The organism is Acinetobacter sp. UBA1297 (genome assembly GCF_002307755.1).
Lineage (GTDB): Bacteria > Pseudomonadota > Gammaproteobacteria > Pseudomonadales > Moraxellaceae > Acinetobacter > Acinetobacter radioresistens.
In genome coordinates this window covers 50,558-69,986 of the sequence record NZ_DBUF01000026.1, presented here as the reverse complement: position 1 = coordinate 69,986, position 19,429 = coordinate 50,558, and the positions used below count along the sequence as shown (strand labels likewise).

At 40.5% G+C, this 19,429-nt stretch carries 16 protein-coding genes and 1 pseudogene; 6 read left to right on the top strand and 11 right to left on the bottom strand.

What is annotated here, in order from left to right; translation table 11 throughout:
• Positions 1-29 precede the first annotated feature (29 nt).
• The 3 genes from B3R63_RS10785 to istA all read right to left on the bottom strand — a co-directional run bounded on the left by B3R63_RS10785 (position 30) and on the right by istA (position 2,768).
• Positions 30-620, bottom strand: coding sequence for a DUF805 domain-containing protein (locus B3R63_RS10785; RefSeq protein ID WP_286731051.1), 591 nt, complete (start codon positions 618-620; stop codon positions 30-32).
• Positions 621-975: 355 nt separating this feature from the next.
• Positions 976-1,749 carry an IS21-like element ISAba8 family helper ATPase IstB gene (istB, locus tag B3R63_RS10780; protein ID WP_286731050.1) on the bottom strand — a complete coding sequence of 258 codons (774 nt, stop codon included), beginning with the start codon at positions 1,747-1,749 and terminating at the stop codon, positions 976-978.
• Entirely contained in the window at positions 1,749-2,768 is a 1,020-nt protein-coding gene (gene istA / locus B3R63_RS10775) for an IS21 family transposase (protein WP_286731048.1), read from the bottom strand. Before istA ends, istB begins: the two co-directional genes overlap by 1 nt.
• Positions 2,769-2,856: 88 nt before the next feature.
• Between istA and B3R63_RS10770 the strand changes: the two are divergent.
• Both B3R63_RS10770 and B3R63_RS10765 read left to right on the top strand, forming a co-directional pair.
• Positions 2,857-3,126, top strand: a pseudogene (locus tag B3R63_RS10770) (hypothetical protein); the annotation flags it as partial.
• A gap of 111 nt (positions 3,127-3,237) precedes the next feature.
• Positions 3,238-4,209: an IS481 family transposase gene (locus B3R63_RS10765; protein ID WP_286731045.1), complete on the top strand. Its 972-nt coding sequence runs from the start codon at positions 3,238-3,240 to the stop codon at positions 4,207-4,209.
• A gap of 1 nt (position 4,210) precedes the next feature.
• On the opposite strand, the gene B3R63_RS10760 is transcribed toward B3R63_RS10765, so the two are convergent.
• Positions 4,211-5,374, bottom strand: coding sequence for a DNA adenine methylase (locus tag B3R63_RS10760; RefSeq protein ID WP_286731043.1), 1,164 nt, complete (start codon positions 5,372-5,374; stop codon positions 4,211-4,213).
• A gap of 562 nt (positions 5,375-5,936) precedes the next feature.
• Between B3R63_RS10760 and B3R63_RS10755 the strand changes: the two genes are divergently transcribed.
• A complete protein-coding gene (locus B3R63_RS10755; RefSeq protein ID WP_151838664.1) occupies positions 5,937-6,587 on the top strand; it encodes a HEPN domain-containing protein in 651 nt (216 codons plus the stop codon).
• A 21-nt stretch (positions 6,588-6,608) separates the two neighbouring features.
• Here the strand turns inward: B3R63_RS10755 and B3R63_RS10750 are convergent, their stop codons facing one another.
• A complete protein-coding gene (locus B3R63_RS10750) occupies positions 6,609-7,802 on the bottom strand; it encodes an MFS transporter (protein WP_286731040.1) in 1,194 nt (397 codons plus the stop codon).
• A 215-nt stretch (positions 7,803-8,017) separates the two neighbouring features.
• Entirely contained in the window at positions 8,018-8,941 is a 924-nt protein-coding gene (locus B3R63_RS10745) for a DMT family transporter (RefSeq protein WP_119878423.1), read from the bottom strand.
• A gap of 919 nt (positions 8,942-9,860) precedes the next feature.
• Between B3R63_RS10745 and B3R63_RS10740 the strand changes: the two genes are divergently transcribed.
• Genes B3R63_RS10740 through B3R63_RS10730 form a run of 3 tightly spaced genes read left to right on the top strand, consistent with a single transcriptional unit; the run spans position 9,861 to position 12,784 of the window.
• Complete coding sequence (locus B3R63_RS10740) at positions 9,861-10,988, top strand: Re/Si-specific NAD(P)(+) transhydrogenase subunit alpha (RefSeq protein ID WP_005023468.1); 1,128 nt, start codon at positions 9,861-9,863, stop codon at positions 10,986-10,988.
• A gap of 11 nt (positions 10,989-10,999) precedes the next feature.
• Positions 11,000-11,323, top strand: coding sequence for a proton-translocating transhydrogenase family protein (locus B3R63_RS10735; protein WP_005016254.1), 324 nt, complete (start codon positions 11,000-11,002; stop codon positions 11,321-11,323).
• A gap of 3 nt (positions 11,324-11,326) precedes the next feature.
• A complete protein-coding gene (locus B3R63_RS10730) occupies positions 11,327-12,784 on the top strand; it encodes an NAD(P)(+) transhydrogenase (Re/Si-specific) subunit beta (protein WP_286731037.1) in 1,458 nt (485 codons plus the stop codon).
• 626 nt (positions 12,785-13,410) lie between these two features.
• On the opposite strand, the gene rsfS is transcribed toward B3R63_RS10730, so the two are convergent.
• From rsfS to B3R63_RS10705, 5 genes are all read right to left on the bottom strand, one after another.
• Positions 13,411-13,812: a ribosome silencing factor gene (gene rsfS / locus B3R63_RS10725; protein ID WP_005016239.1), complete on the bottom strand. Its 402-nt coding sequence runs from the start codon at positions 13,810-13,812 to the stop codon at positions 13,411-13,413.
• 89 nt (positions 13,813-13,901) lie between these two features.
• Complete coding sequence (locus B3R63_RS10720; RefSeq protein WP_005016237.1) at positions 13,902-14,690, bottom strand: hydroxypyruvate isomerase family protein; 789 nt, start codon at positions 14,688-14,690, stop codon at positions 13,902-13,904.
• A 19-nt stretch (positions 14,691-14,709) separates the two neighbouring features.
• Entirely contained in the window at positions 14,710-15,576 is an 867-nt protein-coding gene (locus B3R63_RS10715; protein WP_286731031.1) for an NAD(P)-dependent oxidoreductase, read from the bottom strand.
• A gap of 15 nt (positions 15,577-15,591) precedes the next feature.
• Positions 15,592-16,380, bottom strand: a complete 789-nt coding sequence (locus B3R63_RS10710; protein ID WP_151838662.1) for a crotonase/enoyl-CoA hydratase family protein — start codon at positions 16,378-16,380, stop codon at positions 15,592-15,594.
• A gap of 116 nt (positions 16,381-16,496) precedes the next feature.
• On the bottom strand, positions 16,497-19,301 hold the full coding sequence (locus B3R63_RS10705) for a GacS-like sensor histidine kinase (RefSeq protein ID WP_005023479.1): 2,805 nt from the start codon (positions 19,299-19,301) through the stop codon (positions 16,497-16,499).
• Positions 19,302-19,429: the final 128 nt, after the last annotated feature.

The window sequence follows — 19,429 nt, the reverse complement described above, 5'->3', positions numbered from 1 at the left end:
GACCCTCTCAATCTGAGAGGGTCTATTTTTTATTTCGCTATATCACCATATGGATTACTAAAGGTTTCTCCTTCTTTCGCCCACCAGATAATCAATAAAATAATACCAATAATAGTTAGACTAATAAGATACCACCAACCCGATTTTCCTATGTCATGGAGTCGGCGAGCAGAAACAGCAAGAAAAGGAATAATAGTTACTAAAGTAACTATTCCATAAAAAATAACTTCAGTTTCTAAAATTGCATCTAAGACCATCGCAAAAATATTGCAAATTACTAATGCGAGATAAAAGAACCAGAATTCCTTACGTCTAGCGCGACCATTAAAATTTGCATAATTTTTTAAACACTTAATAAACCAATCAAAAATATTGTAATCTTCTTCTGATTTTTCGGTACTATTAATTATGTGAGCGTTTGATCTGATAGAAGTATCTAGTGCTTTATATACACCGATTGCTTGCCCTGTTGTGTCAAGATCAAAGTCAATCTTAAGACCACGTTGAGGTGGAGAAATTTCCTTCCATTCGCTACCTATAAATGAATAGCGTTTTTGATCCTCTCCTGAAATAACCCCACTATTGGTCTGAATTGAAAAATCAAGAATTATACCTTTCACTCTTATACCTCTAAATTTAACAAGTTGATATTCTTGTTTTATAAAGTAGATACTGTAGTGATGTATGGACAGGTTATGTCATTATTTTTAGATTTTTCTATGGAAATTTAAAATAATGTCATTGGCTTATGAGGGGAAATAAGTTAATAGTTTTATAATATTGAGTTTTGCTTAATCCGTATAAAAATAACCAAATTTCTAATAGTGCTATTTTATTGAGAATAAGAATAATGAATAAATATTTTAGCTTAGACTAAATAAAAACTATGACTGAGCTCTTGTGTCAACGGCATTCTAAAATTGACCCCTTTTACCTTACAAATGGCAAAGTAAAATTGACCCCTTTGATCTCGTATTAAGTTTCAACCTGAGGCTGAATCCCAATTCTTTTTTTATCCTTCAAACGATAACTCTCACCCGATATTTGTACTACATGACAGTGATGCAATAACCGATCTAACATCGCAGCGGTCAACGTGACATCATCTGCAAAGGATTTGGACCATTGGCTAAATGATAAGTTACTCGTCAATATCGTACTGCCTTTTTCATAACGCTTGGCAATCACGTTAAAGAACAGATTCGCTTCTTCACGTCCAAAGGGCAAATAACCAATTTCATCGATAATCAGTAATTTTGGGGAGAGTATCACCCGTTGCATATAGGTTTTCAATTTACCTTGCTGATAGGCTGTACTGAGTTGCAGCATGAGATCGGCGGCGGTAATAAACTTGGTTTTGACATTGTTCATGATGGCCTTATAGCCTAATGCCATGGATAAATGCGTTTTCCCTACACCGCTAGCACCAAGAAACACCACATTTTCTGCTCTAGCAATAAAGCTCAGATTGAACAGTTCAATCACCTGTGATTTGGGAGCACCCAGTGCATAATTAAAATCGTAACCTTCCAGCGTTTTCACTTGAGGCAGGCCTGAGAGTTTCATCAGTACCTGCTGGCTACGCTGTTGCTTGGCAGCATATTCATGCGTCAAGATAGCTTCAACAAAGTCGGCATAACTTCCATCCTGACCTAATGTTTGTTGTGCATGATGTGACCATTGTGATGCGATAGCAGGTAGATTGAGCTTTTGGCAAAGCTGCTCTATACGTTCGTATTGCAGATTCATCAGGAAACTCCTAGCAACTGGTCATATACCGATAACGGATGCTGCAAACTCTCGTAGGGCATGACATGCTGTGCTGTTGCAACAGGTACAGTGCCAGAACCCGTATCTGATTGCGGTAATGGCGTAAATTTTTGCTGCTCCTGTTGCAGTCGAACAGCCAGTTTTTCTTGCGTGGTGGCATGAATCCGCTGATTGGCGGTTTCATGCAGCCACCAGCCAATGTGGGCATTGGCGACATCAACATCTAACAGTAAACCCGAAGTCTTCAGGCTTGCTTTCAATGGCACAATAAAGTTTGATTTGAGGTATCCATTAAAGCGTTCAACTTTGCCTTTGGTCTGTGCGCGGTAGGGCTTACATACGCGAGGACGAGAGCTGTACTTCTTGGCGCAGTCGAGCAGTTTGGGGTTCCATTTATGCTGCCCCTCCTGATAGGCATCCCGTTCAATCATGATCGTTTTAGTGTTATCAAACAGGATTTCTTGAGGTACTCCTGCAAAGAACTGAAATGCATTTTCCAGACCATCGATCCATGCATCCGTACGTTCATGATCATAAAATTTCACGAAAGTCGCTCTGGAATACCCTAATGTTGCGACAAAGGCTTTTAAAGTCGAGTTGTTGCGTCGAATCGTGGTGAAATCCACCTGCATTTGTTGGCCAGGTTGGGTTTCAAAACGAATGATCGGTTCCGGTTGAGCAACTGGTTTTAATGTTGCAAGGTATTCCCTCAAGATCCTGATCTTTCCTGGATATCCCAACCCTAAAATTTCCTGGTAGAGCACAACGGCAGGAATCCATTCAGGATGTGCTGCATTTACACGTTGGAGTAAATAGGGTTTATATGGGTCAAGGATACTTATTCTAGGCTGTATACGCTGATACTGAGGTGTGGTGTTTTGCCGTAAATATTTACGTACGGTATTTCTGGACACCCCCAGTTCACGAGTAATAGCTTTAATAGATTTACCTTGCTGATGAAGTATTTGGATTGTCACTGCTTGCTCCAAAGTTAACATGTTGAGCAGTCCAAAATGACCGCTATATTAACCAAGGGGGGCAGTTTTTAAATGCCGTTAGGGGGTCATTTCTACACTGCCGATAACAACATTGAGGGAAGGCATTGATTTACAGTCTGCGATTCACACAGCACGTGAGATTGATCAGCAAAGTAAGCAGGCAGGATTTGATCAAGAGGCTCTTGATCAGATGGCACGACCAGGCTTTGCCAATGCGAAGTTTGAAATGGATCTAGAGGAGGGATTGGATGTGGTAGAGGAGTTTTATCAGGAAGAGGGATTGCACCAGCCAGTGATAGAGATGGATGCACTCGAAATTAAGCGGGATTTGAAAAGATCGGTGAAAATTGTTAATTAGAAAATAATCATTATTTAATTTATAAAAAATAAAAAGTATGGACAAAAGGATTTTCCATACCTTTTATAAAATGTGTGATTCATAGACATCATTTCAATATAATTGGTGTCTATGAACAGAGAAATTCAACAAAGACTCGTATGGGTTAAATTATTTGAAGAGACCAATGATGCTGGCCTAGTCTGTCGGAGATGTGGCATTTCTAGACCAACATTACGCAAGTGGTGGAAACGATATTCTGAGCAAGGTATTGATGGATTAAGTAGTCAGAGTAAACGCCCATTAAAATCTCCAAATACTAAAATCAATGCTGAGCTAGAAGCCTTAATATTGGAAATGCGCTCGGCTAGAAATCTGGGTGCTCGACGTTTGCAAACAGAATTGATGAGGCTGCACGGAGTCTCGTTGTCCTTAGCGACTATCCATAAAGTACTATCCACCCATCAAGTCAAACCGATTAAAAAATTCCGTCGTAAAGTAGATTTCATTCGTTATGAACGCCCATTACCAGGCGATAGAATTCAAATGGATACCTGTAAACTGGGTCCTGGGCTATATCAGTACACATCTATCGATGACTGCACACGATATCGCGTTTTAAGGATATATAAACGCCGAACAGCGGCGAATACGCTCGACTTTTTAGACTGCGTAATTGAAGAAATGCCTTTTCCCATACAGCGAATACAGACCGATCGTGGGCGGGAATTTTTTGCTGAAAAAGTACAGAAAAAATTGATGCAGTATGGAATCAAATTTAGGCCAAATAAACCAGGTTCACCTCATTTGAATGGCAAGGTAGAGCGTTCTCAAAAGACTGATAAATCTGAGTTCTACGCTACTGTCGATATTAATTCTGAAGATATCCAAGACAAGCTAGCCGAATGGCAGCATTACTATAACTGGATGAGACCACATTCAGCTTTGAAAGGTAAAACACCGATGGAAAGGTACTTTGAATTATGTGAAGAAACCCCTTTCTCTGATGAGGTCCAGAAGCAATACAACCCATCCAATGAACGGATTCAACACGCCAATTACAAGATGGATTTAGAGATCGCTAAATTGAAACGATCTCTATGAATCACACATGTTGTAAATTAAACTCAAAGATTTCTAATTTATACTGCTTATCTTTGGCATAATTTACAAAAAAATCTTTAGGAACAATAGAGCTACTAGCATAACTAATTGCTAAGGTTGCTCCTTTGGTCATTATAATATCAATCATTTTTTCAAATGCTTTGGGAGCTAAAGCTTTTTTCCCAAAGTCAGATACTAATCTATCCTTTCTATATCTTCCTACAGTTACAGTATTAAGACGAGTATTAAAAGTTAGTTCAGGATAGTCATAGAGTACAAAAGTATCAAGAATATGATAATACCGTGAATAATGTTCCTTAAAATAAGGAGGGTCAGCATAAACTACTGTTTGACTATCTATAGGAATATTTTCTAATGCTTCTAGATAATCTAAATTAAATACTTCTGTATTTGAAGAAATATTTTTTATTTTTAAATCTTTTAAACGGTCTATTACATCTTTAATTATAGAGCATTTTCGAGTTTCAATTAAATTTAGTGTGGTTTTAAGACTATTAGGTTTTAAAAATTGAGCTAAATGAGTGGTGCTGGATACATTGTAACTCATACTAGAAATAACGCATGCTTCCAATGCTTGAGCAAGCGGAGGGTTAGTATTTTTTAATGATGAAATTTGTTGCTTTAAATAATCAATTTCTGCGCATTGATAAACACCAAAATATGTATTTCTATAATAATGAAGAAATAAATTAAAATTTTTGTTATTAATTTGATTGCCTTCTAAAAGCACGGTTTCATCGCAAAATTTTTTATATTTTGTCCAATCAAATTCTATATTCTGTGTTGATACAAAAAAATTGTGCTCTAATTCATAATCTTTTGAAAAAATCTGTCGGGAGTCAGCTAAAAGGTCTTGTTTATTTACTTGTGATAAAGTAAGAATTAAATCATCAGGAGTAATATTATTTTGGGATAATAATGCATTAATGAATTCGTAAGAGTAGGGCTGGATATCATTAGCATATACAGTATTAAAACATTTTTGAGTCGTAGCTACATAAGCAACCACACCTGATCCTGAAAATAAATCTACAAATTTTTTATTATTTTTATTCAATGTAAGCAGATGTAAAATTTTATTCACAATTCTACTTTTACCACCTAAATATTGTAGATTTAAAGGGATAGTTTTTTTTGACAACATATGGGAAGTTAAACAGCACTAGAAAGTGCTATATCATACTTGATTAGAGACTTATGTAGGTAGCTTTTAAAGTCGTATTTTATGTTGTCTTGTTCCATATGGCTTTTACTACAATTGCATCCTTTTTAAGTTACTACTTCACTGACTTTAGATCCACTTTTACTTAGCTAGATAAATGATAGCTCATAGTAAGTTTTGTGTTTTATTTAAATAATTATTTTTACACCAAATTTATACCACTGATTTATTTTTTTGTCTAACTTTTTGAATTTTATTAATTATATTTTTAATATCGTCCAATCCATCATCGGCGCAACCGAAATACGAGGCTGAGGTGACTGAAGAATTTGCATATCCGGGCCTGAAGCTAACAGAAAAACGAAGAGGCGTATTATACGGGGTTTAGATCTGATACAACAGGGTAAGCTTTTAACTGTAGGGCCAAATCACGAGGTATAAAATAAAATTAACCTCTGGTCACAATAAGTATTTGAAGTAACCTCAGCTTTAGCGCTATTTTAAAAATATAGACAAGATAAAATAATCATAAGTGGGGTAGGCAATGTTAGTGCTAGAAGAGGTTTTCAGAGCAAAAAAAGCCGAATATCCTGAGCATTTTAATTTGCGGATGCAGCGTAGCATCAGCTGGTTGAAACAATCGATTGATCTCGATGAAAATCTCGAGCTAAAGATCCTTAGCCTATGGATTAGCTTACAGGCCCTATATGTGACTTCAAAAATAAACCAAATTTCACATCAAGAAGAACTCTGCCTATTTTTAAAATCACTCTTGCAACATGATGTAGAAGGGAAACTTGAGCGAACTTTATGGGGAAGGCTTTATCCAGCTATACAGACTTACCTGATGAGCCAATATAGCCGGCAGTCCTACTGGCAATATCGTCATGGCCAGCTAACACAGCCAGAATGGCAGATGCAAGATTTACAGGAGCAGCAAAACTGTGAACAGATATTCAGACATAAAGACACTGCTGCATTACTAGAAATAGTATTTGCAAGATTAATAACGCTACATACTCAAATTCTGCAAGGTGGCATCACCTGCAAAAGCCAGTTACAGGCTGAGCTGAATGAGCTGGCTTCCCGTATCCTGACTACATTGCTTCCTGTGTTAATTTTAATCATGCTGGAACATGGAGAATGTTTTATCCATAGCCAGCAGCCTTTTTATCCTCAAGTTGCAGTTTGCTAGCTTCTAGGTGATCAAAATTTTTTAAGCCTGCTGCTGCGGCTCATGCTTGATCAACTGGTCAATCAGGGCAAATATTGTTGCAGCTAGAGCCAAAGAGAAACCAGCTAGACAGGTCATCAGCCATCCCCCATGATGCCAAGCATAAATTCCTAATGCAGAACCGCCCGCAGCTCCAATAAAATACATGGTCATGTAAATGGCATTTAAACGAGATTTGGCATCTGGGCGTAGCCGGAAGACAATATTCTGGTTGCAGCTATGCACTATTGCCAAACCTAGATGGATTATACCGAAGCCGGTGATATAACTTATTAAGCTATACTGGGTAAAATAAAATGCAATCCAGCTGATACCTAATAGCCCGCAACCGATCCAGGTAAGAATCCGGGTATAACCTTTATCTGCCTGTTTACCAATCCACTGGGTGGATAAGGCACCAAATATCCCCATAAGAGGTATCAAGCCAATCATAAAGTCAGGTAGCTGGAATGCAGGCCCTGAAAGTAATACTGCAATTGTTGAAAAAAGTGTACTGACCGAAGCGAATGCGCACCCACCGACGAGTGAGCGTAAGACCAGACGTTTTTCTTCTTTAATCAGGCTGGCCATTGAACTAAAGATTTGCAGATAGCCCATCTTGAAACGCATGACATAAGGCAGCCGACTTTTTAGCAGGTAAGCCAGGCATAACATCATGACCGCGCTAGCCAAATAAATAATGTTCCATTCAAATAGATTGGATAATACGCCTGCCAGACTGGTTGAAAGAAGTATCCCGATTAACAGGCCACTCATTAAAAAACCAACGACCTCTCCGGTCTTTTCCGGTTGAACCGCCATGGTAGCCAGTGGAATAAGCACCTGAGCAGCAACTGAAAACAGACCTGCTATAACAGTGCCAACCCAGAGCATAGGCAGGTTGATAGCAAAACCACAAAGAAGCAGACCAATAGCAGCAAAAAACATGAGTAAAGGAATAAATCTGCTTTTATTGAGAATATCCCCTAAAGGTACAATAAACAGCAAGCCTAGCGCATAAGAGACCTGAGCAAAAGTAACAGTTAAAGCTGCTTGGGCCTCAGTTACGGCAAAATATTGCTGAATAGAATGTACCAGTGGCTGACAATAATAATTTACTCCTGCACATAGCCCACATGCGATTGCCATTAGCCAGAGCAGTGGTCTGTTCTGGCTAATATCCTGAGAGTTATCCATTTTACTTTTCCGGAATTAAAAAATGGCCAAATCTGGCGGTTACTTTTCTGAAACTGTATTTGCTATAGAGATGCAGGGCAGCTCCAGCTTACATCAAGTTGCTGCTATTCTACTTTGATACGCAGTTATTTAAGATTCTTCATGCACTCTTTTAGCACATTATGAAAATAACTATTATAGACAAGCAGAATATCTAACTTCCATAAAAGTAAAATTCAATGCTGCAGCTTTCGCTTACTTAATGTAATTATCATTACACCAACAATATTTAAGATACATCCTAGCCACTGCCAGCCATTCAGGTATTCGTCTAAAAATACTACGGCCAGAAGCAGTGTCAAAATTGGTCCAATAGAGGCAATCATGGCTGATTGCGCTGCACCCAATCGCTCTATACTCTGCATAAGTAAAATAGTGGGTAATACCGTCACCAGAATTCCTAGTGCAATACCGTACCAGATCACAGAGGTAGGTAACTGTGTAATCAGTCCTAAAGGTTGGGGGGTGGCAAGAAAATAATGTATTAAAGTACCACCACAAGCTACACTCAGAGCTAGGCCTGTAAAATTCCAGGAACCAAATTTATGGATTAGATGCGGTGTAAGCAAAAGGTAAGCTGAAAAGGCCACAGCACTGGCAAAAACCAGTCCTGCACCTAACCATAAAGAGTTTTCAGGACCAGACTGATGTTCCTGTAACATCACCAAAACTGTACCACCATAGCTGAGTAAAATTGCAAAAAGCGTTTTTGAAGCGAGCTTTTGCCGGTAAATCAGACTAGAAGCCAGTACCGTTAGAGTTGGATATAAAAACAGGATAATCCTTTCCAGTGAGGCACTGATAAACATTAATCCTAAGAAATCAAGCCAGCTGGCAAGGTAATAGCCGAGTATGCCCGCCAACACCAGTAATAACCATTCTCGCGGTCTGATATCCTGATTACGGTGACGATTCAGCCAGCAAATAATAAGAAAAAAGGGTAAGGCACTCGCCATTCTCAGCGCCATCAATAGCGTAGCGTCAACTAGTGGAGAAAGAGCATAAGTCTGCTTGATAAAAATTGCTTTGGTACTAAATAGAAAAGCAGAGCAAATGGCAAACAGGGAGCCAAGCTGTATCCGGGTAATGGAAAATTTCATTTTATAGTCTTGTTTAATCATTTTGCCTGATGCAGCCAGAGCGGCAAACGTATCGATACTTGAATTATAAAGTTTTACCGTGGCGAGAGAAAATATAAAAAAGTCATTAATCCTTAAAGCTTAGGGAATAAGTCAATTTATTAAGGTCATTTATTAGAGAAAGATTTGCTTGATCAGAACACAGCAGAATAATCACTATATATAGAAATTTAATTTATACAGTCTTAACTCTTGCTCTGTTTATGCCCAAAAATAGTGCAATTTAAATCAAAAAATAGAAATGGATCAGCTGTTCATCATCAGATAAAATGATGAAAAAAATTTTTCTGTAAATTTCTATATTTTTTTCAAACTATGATAAAGCTCTAGATTTAACAAAATATCTATCACTACTAAGTGTAACTAACCAGTTTAATATGCTTTATCCATGATTCACTTTTTTGCCTAGAACTTTAAAGAACACTGCTATTTTCTTATTTTAATGAACTCACTATTCTGTCAGAAAAGCAAAATATGCCTTCATGTAGAATTAAATTGAGTACAGGTTACCGGAAAATAAAGTCGGCAAGTGGTGTGATGAATGTTTAAAAGTGTGCCATTCATTGTCAGAAATGCCATTCAATGTTGCTATAGAAAATTATAAAAAATATATAACAAGGAAATTAAAAGAAAGGGTGGATAAAAAATAGACAGAATGAATAAAAAATATTCATTTAATGTATAAATAATAATTATATTTTATGGTTGGATTTTTTATATTTATGAATCATCAGTTCAAAATATAGGTATTTATTAAATAAATATTGGTAGTATTTTAAAACGGTTCAATTAGAATCCAGAAATTCAACAAGAATACATCCTGGGGGAAACATCGTTTTTGGCGATGTTTACTTAAGAAAAATTAGCTTGAGGAACGCTCATGCAGATCGGAATCCCAACCGAAACTGTTATCGGTGAAAATCGTGTGGCTGCTACGCCAGAGACAGTAAAAAAGTTGATCAATGCTGGTCATAGTGTCGTTATTGAACGTGGAGCAGGGGTTAAAGCTGCTTATATAGATAGCGCTTATGAACAGGTTGGTGCAACCATAACCGATGATGCCTATCAGAATAGCCAGATTATTTTAAAAGTTCGGGCACCTAAAGGGGAGGAGATTCAGAAACTTTCTCCTCATACAACGGTTGTGGCAATGTTTGATCCATATCGTAATACTGAGCTTGATCAGTTTGCATCACAACAGGTTTCTGCATTTGCCCTTGAGTTGTTGCCTCGTACTTTGTCTCGTGCACAAAATATGGATGTACTGTCTTCACAGGCCAACTTGGCCGGTTACAAATCGGTACTGCTGGCGGCCAATGAATATCAACGTATGTTCCCAATGCTGATGACCGCGGCTGGTACCGTAAAGCCCGCCCGTGTAGTGGTCATGGGAGTGGGTGTTGCAGGCCTGCAGGCAATTGCAACAGCGAAGCGCCTGGGTGCAGTAGTTGAAGCAACTGACCTGCGTCCAACTGCAAAAGATCAGGTTGAGTCTCTGGGTGGCAAATGGCTGGATGTACCCATGTCTGCAGAAGAGCAGCAACGTGCTGCGGAAGCTGCAAAAAATGGTTACGGCTGGATGCCTGGAGAACAATATATTAAAGATCAGGCCGCTATTGTTGATAAAGCTGTTTCCAATGCCGATATTGTAATTACTACGGCGCTGCTACCTGGCCGCGATGCGCCGCGTCTTATTAAAGCTGAAACTGTGGCCAAGATGAAACCGGGCTCAGTCATTCTGGATATGGCAGTTGAGTCAGGCGGTAATGTAGAAGGCTCTAAATGTGGTGAGACAGTCACGACCAGTAATGGTGTAAAAATTCTGGGTGTGCCGAATATTCCTGCCACTGTGGCGACAGAAGCTTCAGCATTGTATGCCCGTAATGTATTCAATTTTGTCGAAACCCTGTTTGATCAAGAAAAAAACTTTACGGTTAACCTGGAAGACGAAATTCAAAAAGCCCTGCTGGTCACTCACAATGGCCAAGTCCTGCTTAAACGTGGTTAAGGAGACTGCTCATGGTTGAAACTATTACAATTTTTGTCCTGGCCATCTTTGTGGGTTATTACGTGGTATGGGGCGTTACTCCGGCATTACATACACCGTTGATGGCAGTAACCAATGCACTTTCCTCAATTATTATTGTAGGTGCCATGATTCAGACAGTAGGTATGCCTGTGTTTGGTGTGGACGCAAATGTAGCGTTCCAGAGCATCAATGTAGTGAGTGTACTTGGTGCAATCGCAGTCTTTCTGGCCAGTATTAATATTTTTGGCGGTTTCGCTGTAACGGCACGCATGCTTGAAATGTTTAAGCCAAAGCAAAAGAAAAAAGAGGGCTAATAAATGGAATTTATTCGAGCAAATGCGGATTGGTTCTACCTGATTGGTGCCATTCTTTTTATTCTGACCTTACGCGGTTTATCAGGCCCTAAAACAGCGATTGCTGGTAACCGTTATGGCATGATTGCTATGGCGATTGCGGTAATCACTACATTTTTTGTTGCAGATCATCCAGTCATCTGGATGATTGTAGGAGCAATGGTACTGGGCGGGTTAATTGGTATTGCCCGGGCACGTACTGTACCGATGACCCAGATGCCGGAAACTGTAGCTTTAATGCATTCTCTGGTGGGTCTGGCAGCAGTTCTGATTGCGATAGCAGCCATTCTGCATAATAACCAGCTCAGCGCATTGTTTTTACAAAATGAAGCGGCCCTGACTGCTGCTGGAGTTGAACATGCCCATATGAACAAGGTTCACCTGTTTGAACTGTTTGTGGGTTGTTTTGTAGGTGCAATTACCTTTACAGCCTCAGTATTTGCTTACGGTAAATTGGCTGCAAAGAAATGGGCTAAAACGATCTCTGGCGGCTGGGTAAAACCAGTACAGGCGATTATCTTTATTGCCATGTTAGCATGCGGTTTTTACTTCTTTACAACAGGAAACATGCAGGCGTTCTGGGCAATGACTATCTTGGCACTGGTCTTTGGCTGGGTATGGATTGCACCAGTTGGCGGTGGTGATATGCCGGTAGTGGTTTCGTTACTCAACTCTTTTTCTGGCTGGGCGGCTGCGGGTATTGGTTTTACCTTGGAAAATAATATGCTGATAGTGGCAGGTTCACTGGTGGGTTCATCAGGTGCTATTTTGTCTTATATCATGTGTAAAGCCATGAATCGCTCTATCATTAATGTACTGTTTGGTGGCGCGATGGGCGGTACTGCGGTCGCAGGAAGTGCAGCCGCAGGTGAGCAGGTGCAGCGTAACCACCGTTCAGGTTCAGCTGATGATGCTGGCTTCCTGATGTCAAATGCAGACAGTATAGTAATTGTGCCAGGTTATGGAATGGCGCAAGGCCGTGCGCAAAATGCGGTCAAGGAATTAGCCAATCTGTTAAAAGAGCAGGGTGTTACTGTACGGTTTGCAATTCATCCGGTTGCAGGCCGAATGCCGGGGCATATGAACGTTTTACTTGCTGAAGCTGATGTACCTTATGAAGATATTCTGGAAATGGATGAGATTAACTCAGATTTCCCAGCAACTGACGTGGTACTGGTAATTGGTGCAAATGATGTGGTCAATCCGGCTGCTAAAGATGATCCAAACTCGCCAATCTATGGTATGCCAATTCTTGAAGCGCATAAGGCACGTACTATCATGGTAATCAAACGTTCAATGGCAACTGGTTATGCCGGACTCGATAATGACCTGTTCTACAACGAAAAAACTATGATGATTTTCGGTGATGCGAAGAAAGTGGTCGAGGATATGACCAAAGCAATTAATGGCACGGGTCACTAATTTCTAAAAAATAATGAAAGCCATCTTAGGGTGGCTTTTTTTATAATCTTATTTAATGTAGGCAAACAAAATTTATTCTAAACTACTATATAGTATTCAATTTAGCTTTCCTCATCTGTTTTATAGTATTTATTAAAAATTAAAGAAATCATTTGTAACCCTTTCTATTATTTATATTGAATCTACTGTCTTATAGACTGGCAGAGTTAAGCCTGCAGGTTTAATTTAAATTGCTATTTCTTTTAGGAAAAATATATTAAAAATAAAAAATAATTGATCTGCTTTACGTTTTATATCCTCTATCTTTCATTCATATCCGCTACTTAATAGGAGTAGTAATGCATAGTATATTTGCTTGAAATAAGTACTTTTAAGATGGTGGGCAATATGCTGCCTCACCTTTTCATATTGAATGCGGGAGACTAGGGAATTTTAAATATTGCTATTTAGAAGGATTTAACCGGTTTGAAATTTTATGCATTATTCAACTTAAACTGATCAAAGAAACAGATCATATCCGAAAAAAATAAGTGGAATATCGGTTTTTTAAGAGCTTTATATGATGAATTATTAAAAAGATCCTAAATGTAAAAAAGCGACCGAAGAGGTCGCTTTTTCAGGGAGTTTTACGCTACAGATTCAGGTGCATTACGCCATAAGCTTTCTAGATCGTAGAACTTACGTGCAGTAGGCAGCATCACATGTACCACTACATATCCTAAATCAATCAGGATCCATTCTGCATCACGTTCGCCTTCAATACCTATAGGACGGAAACCGGCTTTACGTGCTTCATCAGCAACATTATCAGCCAAAGCTTTTACATGACGTGTTGATGTACCACTTGCGATTACAATTGCATCAGCAACATTACTAATTGAACTGACATCAAGTTCAATAATATCTTTAGCTTTTACATCGGTTAAAGCATTGTGCACAACTTTTAAGCATTCCTGCACACTCTGGCTTTGAGAATTCATGGCGAGATCGTAAGAATTAGACACGCTGGGCGATGGTTCTAAATTCATAAAAAACATATTTTCCAAACTATTATTCAGTATCTAATATAGCGCTTTTGTGAACAGATTTCAAATTATCGCGCGTAACATTTTATGTATTAAATTTGATCAGGAAAATATTTATTTTTCCAGTGAAAAGAAGTGCTTGAGTGAGCTCTTGGTTTATATTCTGCGGCAATAAATCCTGAATATTTACTTTGCTTTAACCAAGTGAAAATCTCTGAATAAGAAATCTGGGCCGTATCAGGCTCATGTCGTCCCGGGCAGTCAGCAAACTGAATATGTCCAATTGAAGCAATGTTTTCTTGCAAGGATGCCAACACATCTTCACCCATCATTGCCATATGGTAGCAATCATATTGCATTTTTAAGGCTGGATGGTTGACTGCTTCAAGCATTTCCTGAGCCTGTGCTATGTTTTGTACCAGGAAGCGTGGCATGTCTGTGCCATTGATCATCTCAAAAACTGGCTGAATTCCCTGCTCTGTCGCAAGGTGACAGGCCAGTTTCAAGTTGTGTGCCAAGGTGTTCAGACAAGGCAGTAAATCTGCATCTTCTGGCTGTTTGCCGGCCAGTATATTTATACTAGGTACTTTAAGTGCTATGGCATAATCAATGGCCTGTTCAAGAGCACGATGAAAGGCAATTTCCTGCCCCGGGACTCCTGCTAGGCCATTACCGCCTTGCATCAGGTCGCCAGCCGGTACATTGATCAGACATAGACCCAATTTGTATTTGTGCAGCTGTCTGGTAATCTGTTCTATTTCGAGCTCATAAGGAAACTGGATTTCGACATGCTGGAAGCCATGCGCATGAGCAAGTGCAAAACGCTCAATGAGTGGCACTTCAGTAAAGATCATGGACAGATTAACTGCAAGCTTACACATGTTTTCATTCCTTGAACAATTAAGATTTGACCTGCTGAATCACGGTAGCCAGGTCTTTTTCCGCAAAACCATTTTGCTGGTGTGAAGTTAACTGTGTTAAGGCCTGCTTTGCTACAGGTATATCAAGTTTGAACTGTTCTGCCAGCTTAACTGCATTGCCCAGATCTTTTGATAAAGTCTGCACTTTCCATTGTACCGGTTCAAATACATGAGTAGCCATACGCGGAGCAAGAATCTGAAACGGTTTTGAGTCGGCAAAACCACCTGCAAGTGCAGGAGCTAATAGTCGGGTATCAACACCAGCCTGTTCTGCTAGCGCAACTGCTTCGGCAATTAATATACTGTTGGCCGCAACGATGAGCTGGTTGCAGATTTTGGTCGCCTGACCTGTGCCTGTTTCTCCCATACGAGTCACACGTTGTGACAAAACATTGTAGACTAAGGTGAGGTCCTGAATTTTTTCAGCATTTCCACCAGCGAAAATCACTAGTGTTCCCTGTTCGGCTCCTGCTGTACCCCCTGATACGGGAGAGTCAATCCAGTTGACATGTTGCCGTCGGGCTGCCTGTGCCAGTTCCAGGGTTTTATCTACTGATAGACTGGAAAAATCTACAATGGTCTGGCCGGGTTTTAAATAGGGCTGGATCTGGTTGAAAACTTGCTGGACAGCCTGATCATCTGCCAGACAAGTCAGAATAATTTTATAACGTCCCAGTTGCTCCAGATCTAATGCTTTTGCACCTGTGTCAAGCAGGGGGGCGCAAGCAGAAGCTGTCCGGTTCCAGACTGCGACCTGAAAGCCGGCATGAATCAGGCGTGCAGCCATGCGGCTTCCCATCAGTCCCATGCCTAAAAATGCTATTGGAATGTCACGGTTAAAACTCATCAGTCTCGCTCTCTATTATTTGTATTGACGCGGCAGATATTCAATTTCAGGACGTTTATCTTTTTGACGGGCAAGACGTGTGTTTTTTGCTAGTAATAACTTGAATTGCCAGATTTTTTCTAGCCGTAATGACTGTTTTGGCTGATGTTGCATTGCTTCCAGAACCCGTTTTGCAGCCAGTAAAGCATCAGGTGAGCGTTGCAGCATTTCTTGTGCCAAAGCTTGAGCCCGTACTAGAGGCTGTTCATCCAAATGAGTCACTAAACCAATTTCTTTGGCATATTGAGCCTTGAAAATCCGTGCGGTCAGTGTTAATTCCTTAGCCAGATCTATACCCACCAGACCTTTTAAAGAACGTGACAGACCCATATCAGGAACTAGGCCCCAGCGACTTTCCATAATTGACATCTTTGTTTCAGGATGGGCAATGCGAATATCAGCAGCCAGTGCAAGCTGCATTCCAGCACCAAAACAAAAACCTTCGAGGGCTGCAATTACCGGCACTGGCAGGTTTTGCCAGACCAGAAAAGCTTTCTGGAAAAGGCTTTGACCGGGTTTGAGCAGCTCCCAAACAGCATAGGCCCGGTTTTTAGGATTATTGAGGTCACCCAGATCAATACCGGCACTAAATACATTGGCCTCACCCGTTAAAATAACACAGCGGATGGAACGATCTTTTTCTATAGTTTTGGCCGTACTAATCAGTTCACGTAACAAAGCAAAACTCATTGCATTACGTTTCTCTGGCCGGTTCAGATAGACTATCGCTATCCCATTATTTTTTTCTATACGCAGTAGTGCCATTTTTCTAACTCTTATTTTCTCTCTTGAGGCTGAGCATACCATTGCATGACCTCAGATGCATGACAGCCGAGTCACGTAAATGAGCTGTGTCTTGCATTTAAGTCAATTTATTTGCTTTAAGAAGCATCCAGAATGTGCCGGGCAGCAGTCTCAACTTCATGAATGATTGCTGTTAGTTCATCAAAACGGTTTAAGGTTTCCTGAATAAAAGCTTCATCTGCCTTACGGCGTTCTTTGCGCAAGGTAGAGACAAACTGTTCAAAACTTCCGCTGGTCTCCTGTAACTTGGGCGTACCTACATAACGGGTGGCGCCATATAGACGGTGCAGTACATGTTCAAGTTGGGGGAAATCTTCCAGCTCAATCAGTTGCTGCATTTCAGCCAGTTCAGCCGGAAAACTGTCCACCAGCATCTTAAGCAGATCATGGGCCAGGTCTTCCTTGTTCGCTGCCAGCTGCAGGCTCTGTTGCCAGTCCAGAACTTCAGGGTCTAGAGCATCAAGTAAAATACCGCTTTCAATTGCGGGAGGCTGATTAAACTGATTATTGGTCCACTGCGTCAGGATATGAATCAGCTGATCAATCTGAATGGGTTTGGTGACATAGTCATCCATCCCTACTTTCAGCAGTTTATTTTTTTCATCGGCTAAAGCATGAGCAGTCAGGGCGATAATCGGTAGATGGACTTCTCCCTCTAGCGTTGACTCCAGTGAGCGGATAGCCCGGGTGGTGTCAATTCCCGACATTACCGGCATCTGGATATCCATAAAGATCAGGTCAAATAGTTTTTCTTTGCGCTCAATCTGATGATGCAGGATATCTAGTGCTTCCTGCCCACTGAGCGCTTTGGTAGTTGTAACGTTAAGCTCACCTAGTAATGCCTCAAGTACAATCAGATTTGGCAAGTGATCATCGACAGCCAATATATGTAAGCCACGGCCATTAAAACTTTCAAGGCTATCCTGTTCAAATACTGGCTGGTTGCTGAGTAGCTGAATTAATGCAGTACGGCTAAGAGGCTGATACAGGGGACGTGCACGATATTCAGTAAGAATATTCGGCTCAAGCACCATCTGGTACCCATAAACAGCAAGATGTCCCGAATAGCGGCTACGAATTTCTTTTAGTAATGCTTCACTGTCACCACTATGGTCTACAATGAGCCAGGTATTCTCACTCTGGTCTTTTAGCTGGTTCAGGCGGCTGAACAGATCCAGGATTGATTGTGTCTCAGTATGCTTAACCTGATAATTTTCCAGATAATGACGCAATACGTTAGCAGTAGCTGGATGGGCCAAGAAGGATAAAACATGAATATGTTCGAAATTCGGATGTTGCTGTTCATGCTCATCTTCCACCCCAAACATGGCGGTAAACCAGAATGTTGAGCCCTTTTCTGTAGGTGCACGCTCCTGATTATCTTCAAATCCGATTTGTCCCTGCATCAGGTGTACTAACTGTTTAGAGATTGCTAGCCCTAGACCTGTTCCTCCAAACTGGCGTGTCACCGAAGTATCACCCTGTGAGAAAGACTCAAACAGTTTTTTGCGATCAGTACCGCTCAGACCAATGCCGCTATCCTGCACACTGAAATGTAAGAGACATTGTTCCATACCATCTTGTTCCATCCGCGCCCGGACAATAATCTCCCCATCTGGGGTGAATTTGATTGCATTGGAAATCAAATTGGTCAGAATCTGCTTGAAGCGCAGTACATCACCTACAATATATTGCGGAACATCATCACCATAATAAAATGCCATATCGATCTGTTTTTGTGCGGCAAGGGGTGACAGCATATCCATTACATCAAAAATAGCTTCCTCAAGGTCAAATGGTGCAGTTTCAAGCTCAAGCTTACCGGCATCAATTTTAGAAAAATCCAGTACATCGTTAATCAGGGCCAGCAGGTGAGCAGAAGATTTACGGATAGTCTGCAAATACAGGTTCTGCTCATTGCTAAGATTATCCTGCCTTAGCATCAAGTGAATAAAACCGTCAATACTGTTTAGCGGGGTACGTAATTCATGCGAGATATTGGCTAGAAATACTGACTTGGCCTGATTTGCAGAAATTGCCTGATCGCGTGCCTGGCGATAAGTAATATTCTGAACCTCTAGGGTGTCTAGTGTCCGGCGCAGGTCATCTTCAGTCTGTTCGGTATGTTCTTTTAGCTCCAGAAAGCTAAAATGTAGGCGTTTCACTACATTGGCAATATCGCGCTGTAAGAGTCTCAGCTCGCCAGTACTGTTAATAATAATGTGCTGGTCTAAAGTATCGACATTTAACCGCTGTAGCTGCATGCGGATCTCATACATCGGTGCAATCCAGCGCCGTGAATAAAAATTCAGGCACAGTAACAGCAATAATAAGGTTAAAAGCCCGGTAGCGATCAACACTATCATGACCCGGTAACGCGCAATTTCCAATGGCTGGTTGTCCATTTCAATAACCAGCCAGGCTTTATTGGCTGGATCAGAAGATATCTGCAAGCCATAAAGATGATTGTGATGATAGGAAACAGGTCCAAAAAAGATAGAGTTTTGTGGAGGCTTTATTTGGGATGGCTCGCTTTGGAAGCCTATATCTAAATAGCTTTTACCATTCTTATCAATAATCATGGCACCTTGCAGGTGCTGCTCAATAAACATGTACTGTAGAATGTTACGTGCTTGAGTGTAACGGTCGGGGTTTTGACTAAGCAAATAAAACAATTGCTGGGCTACATGCTCATAGCGAGTCAGAATTGCAGTGGCTGTATGGCGCTGCTGGGCCTTAGCCGCATTCGAAGTTTCAGTTAAAACCAGTGCCGCGCCAACACATGCAAGAACCATAATGGGGACAAAAATCAAGGCAATAAGCTGCCCATAGGCATGATTTAAATGTAGGCGCTTAGATAGTTTCTTATTCAGATTCGACATGGCTTGAGCTGTTCATTCCCCATGCAGGCATATTAGCATGCTTTATATAAAACTGGCCGTGCATTAAGTGGTTTTAAGAAAAGCACGTTAAATGAGTGCAGGCGCAAGCATTTTTTCATACAATACTG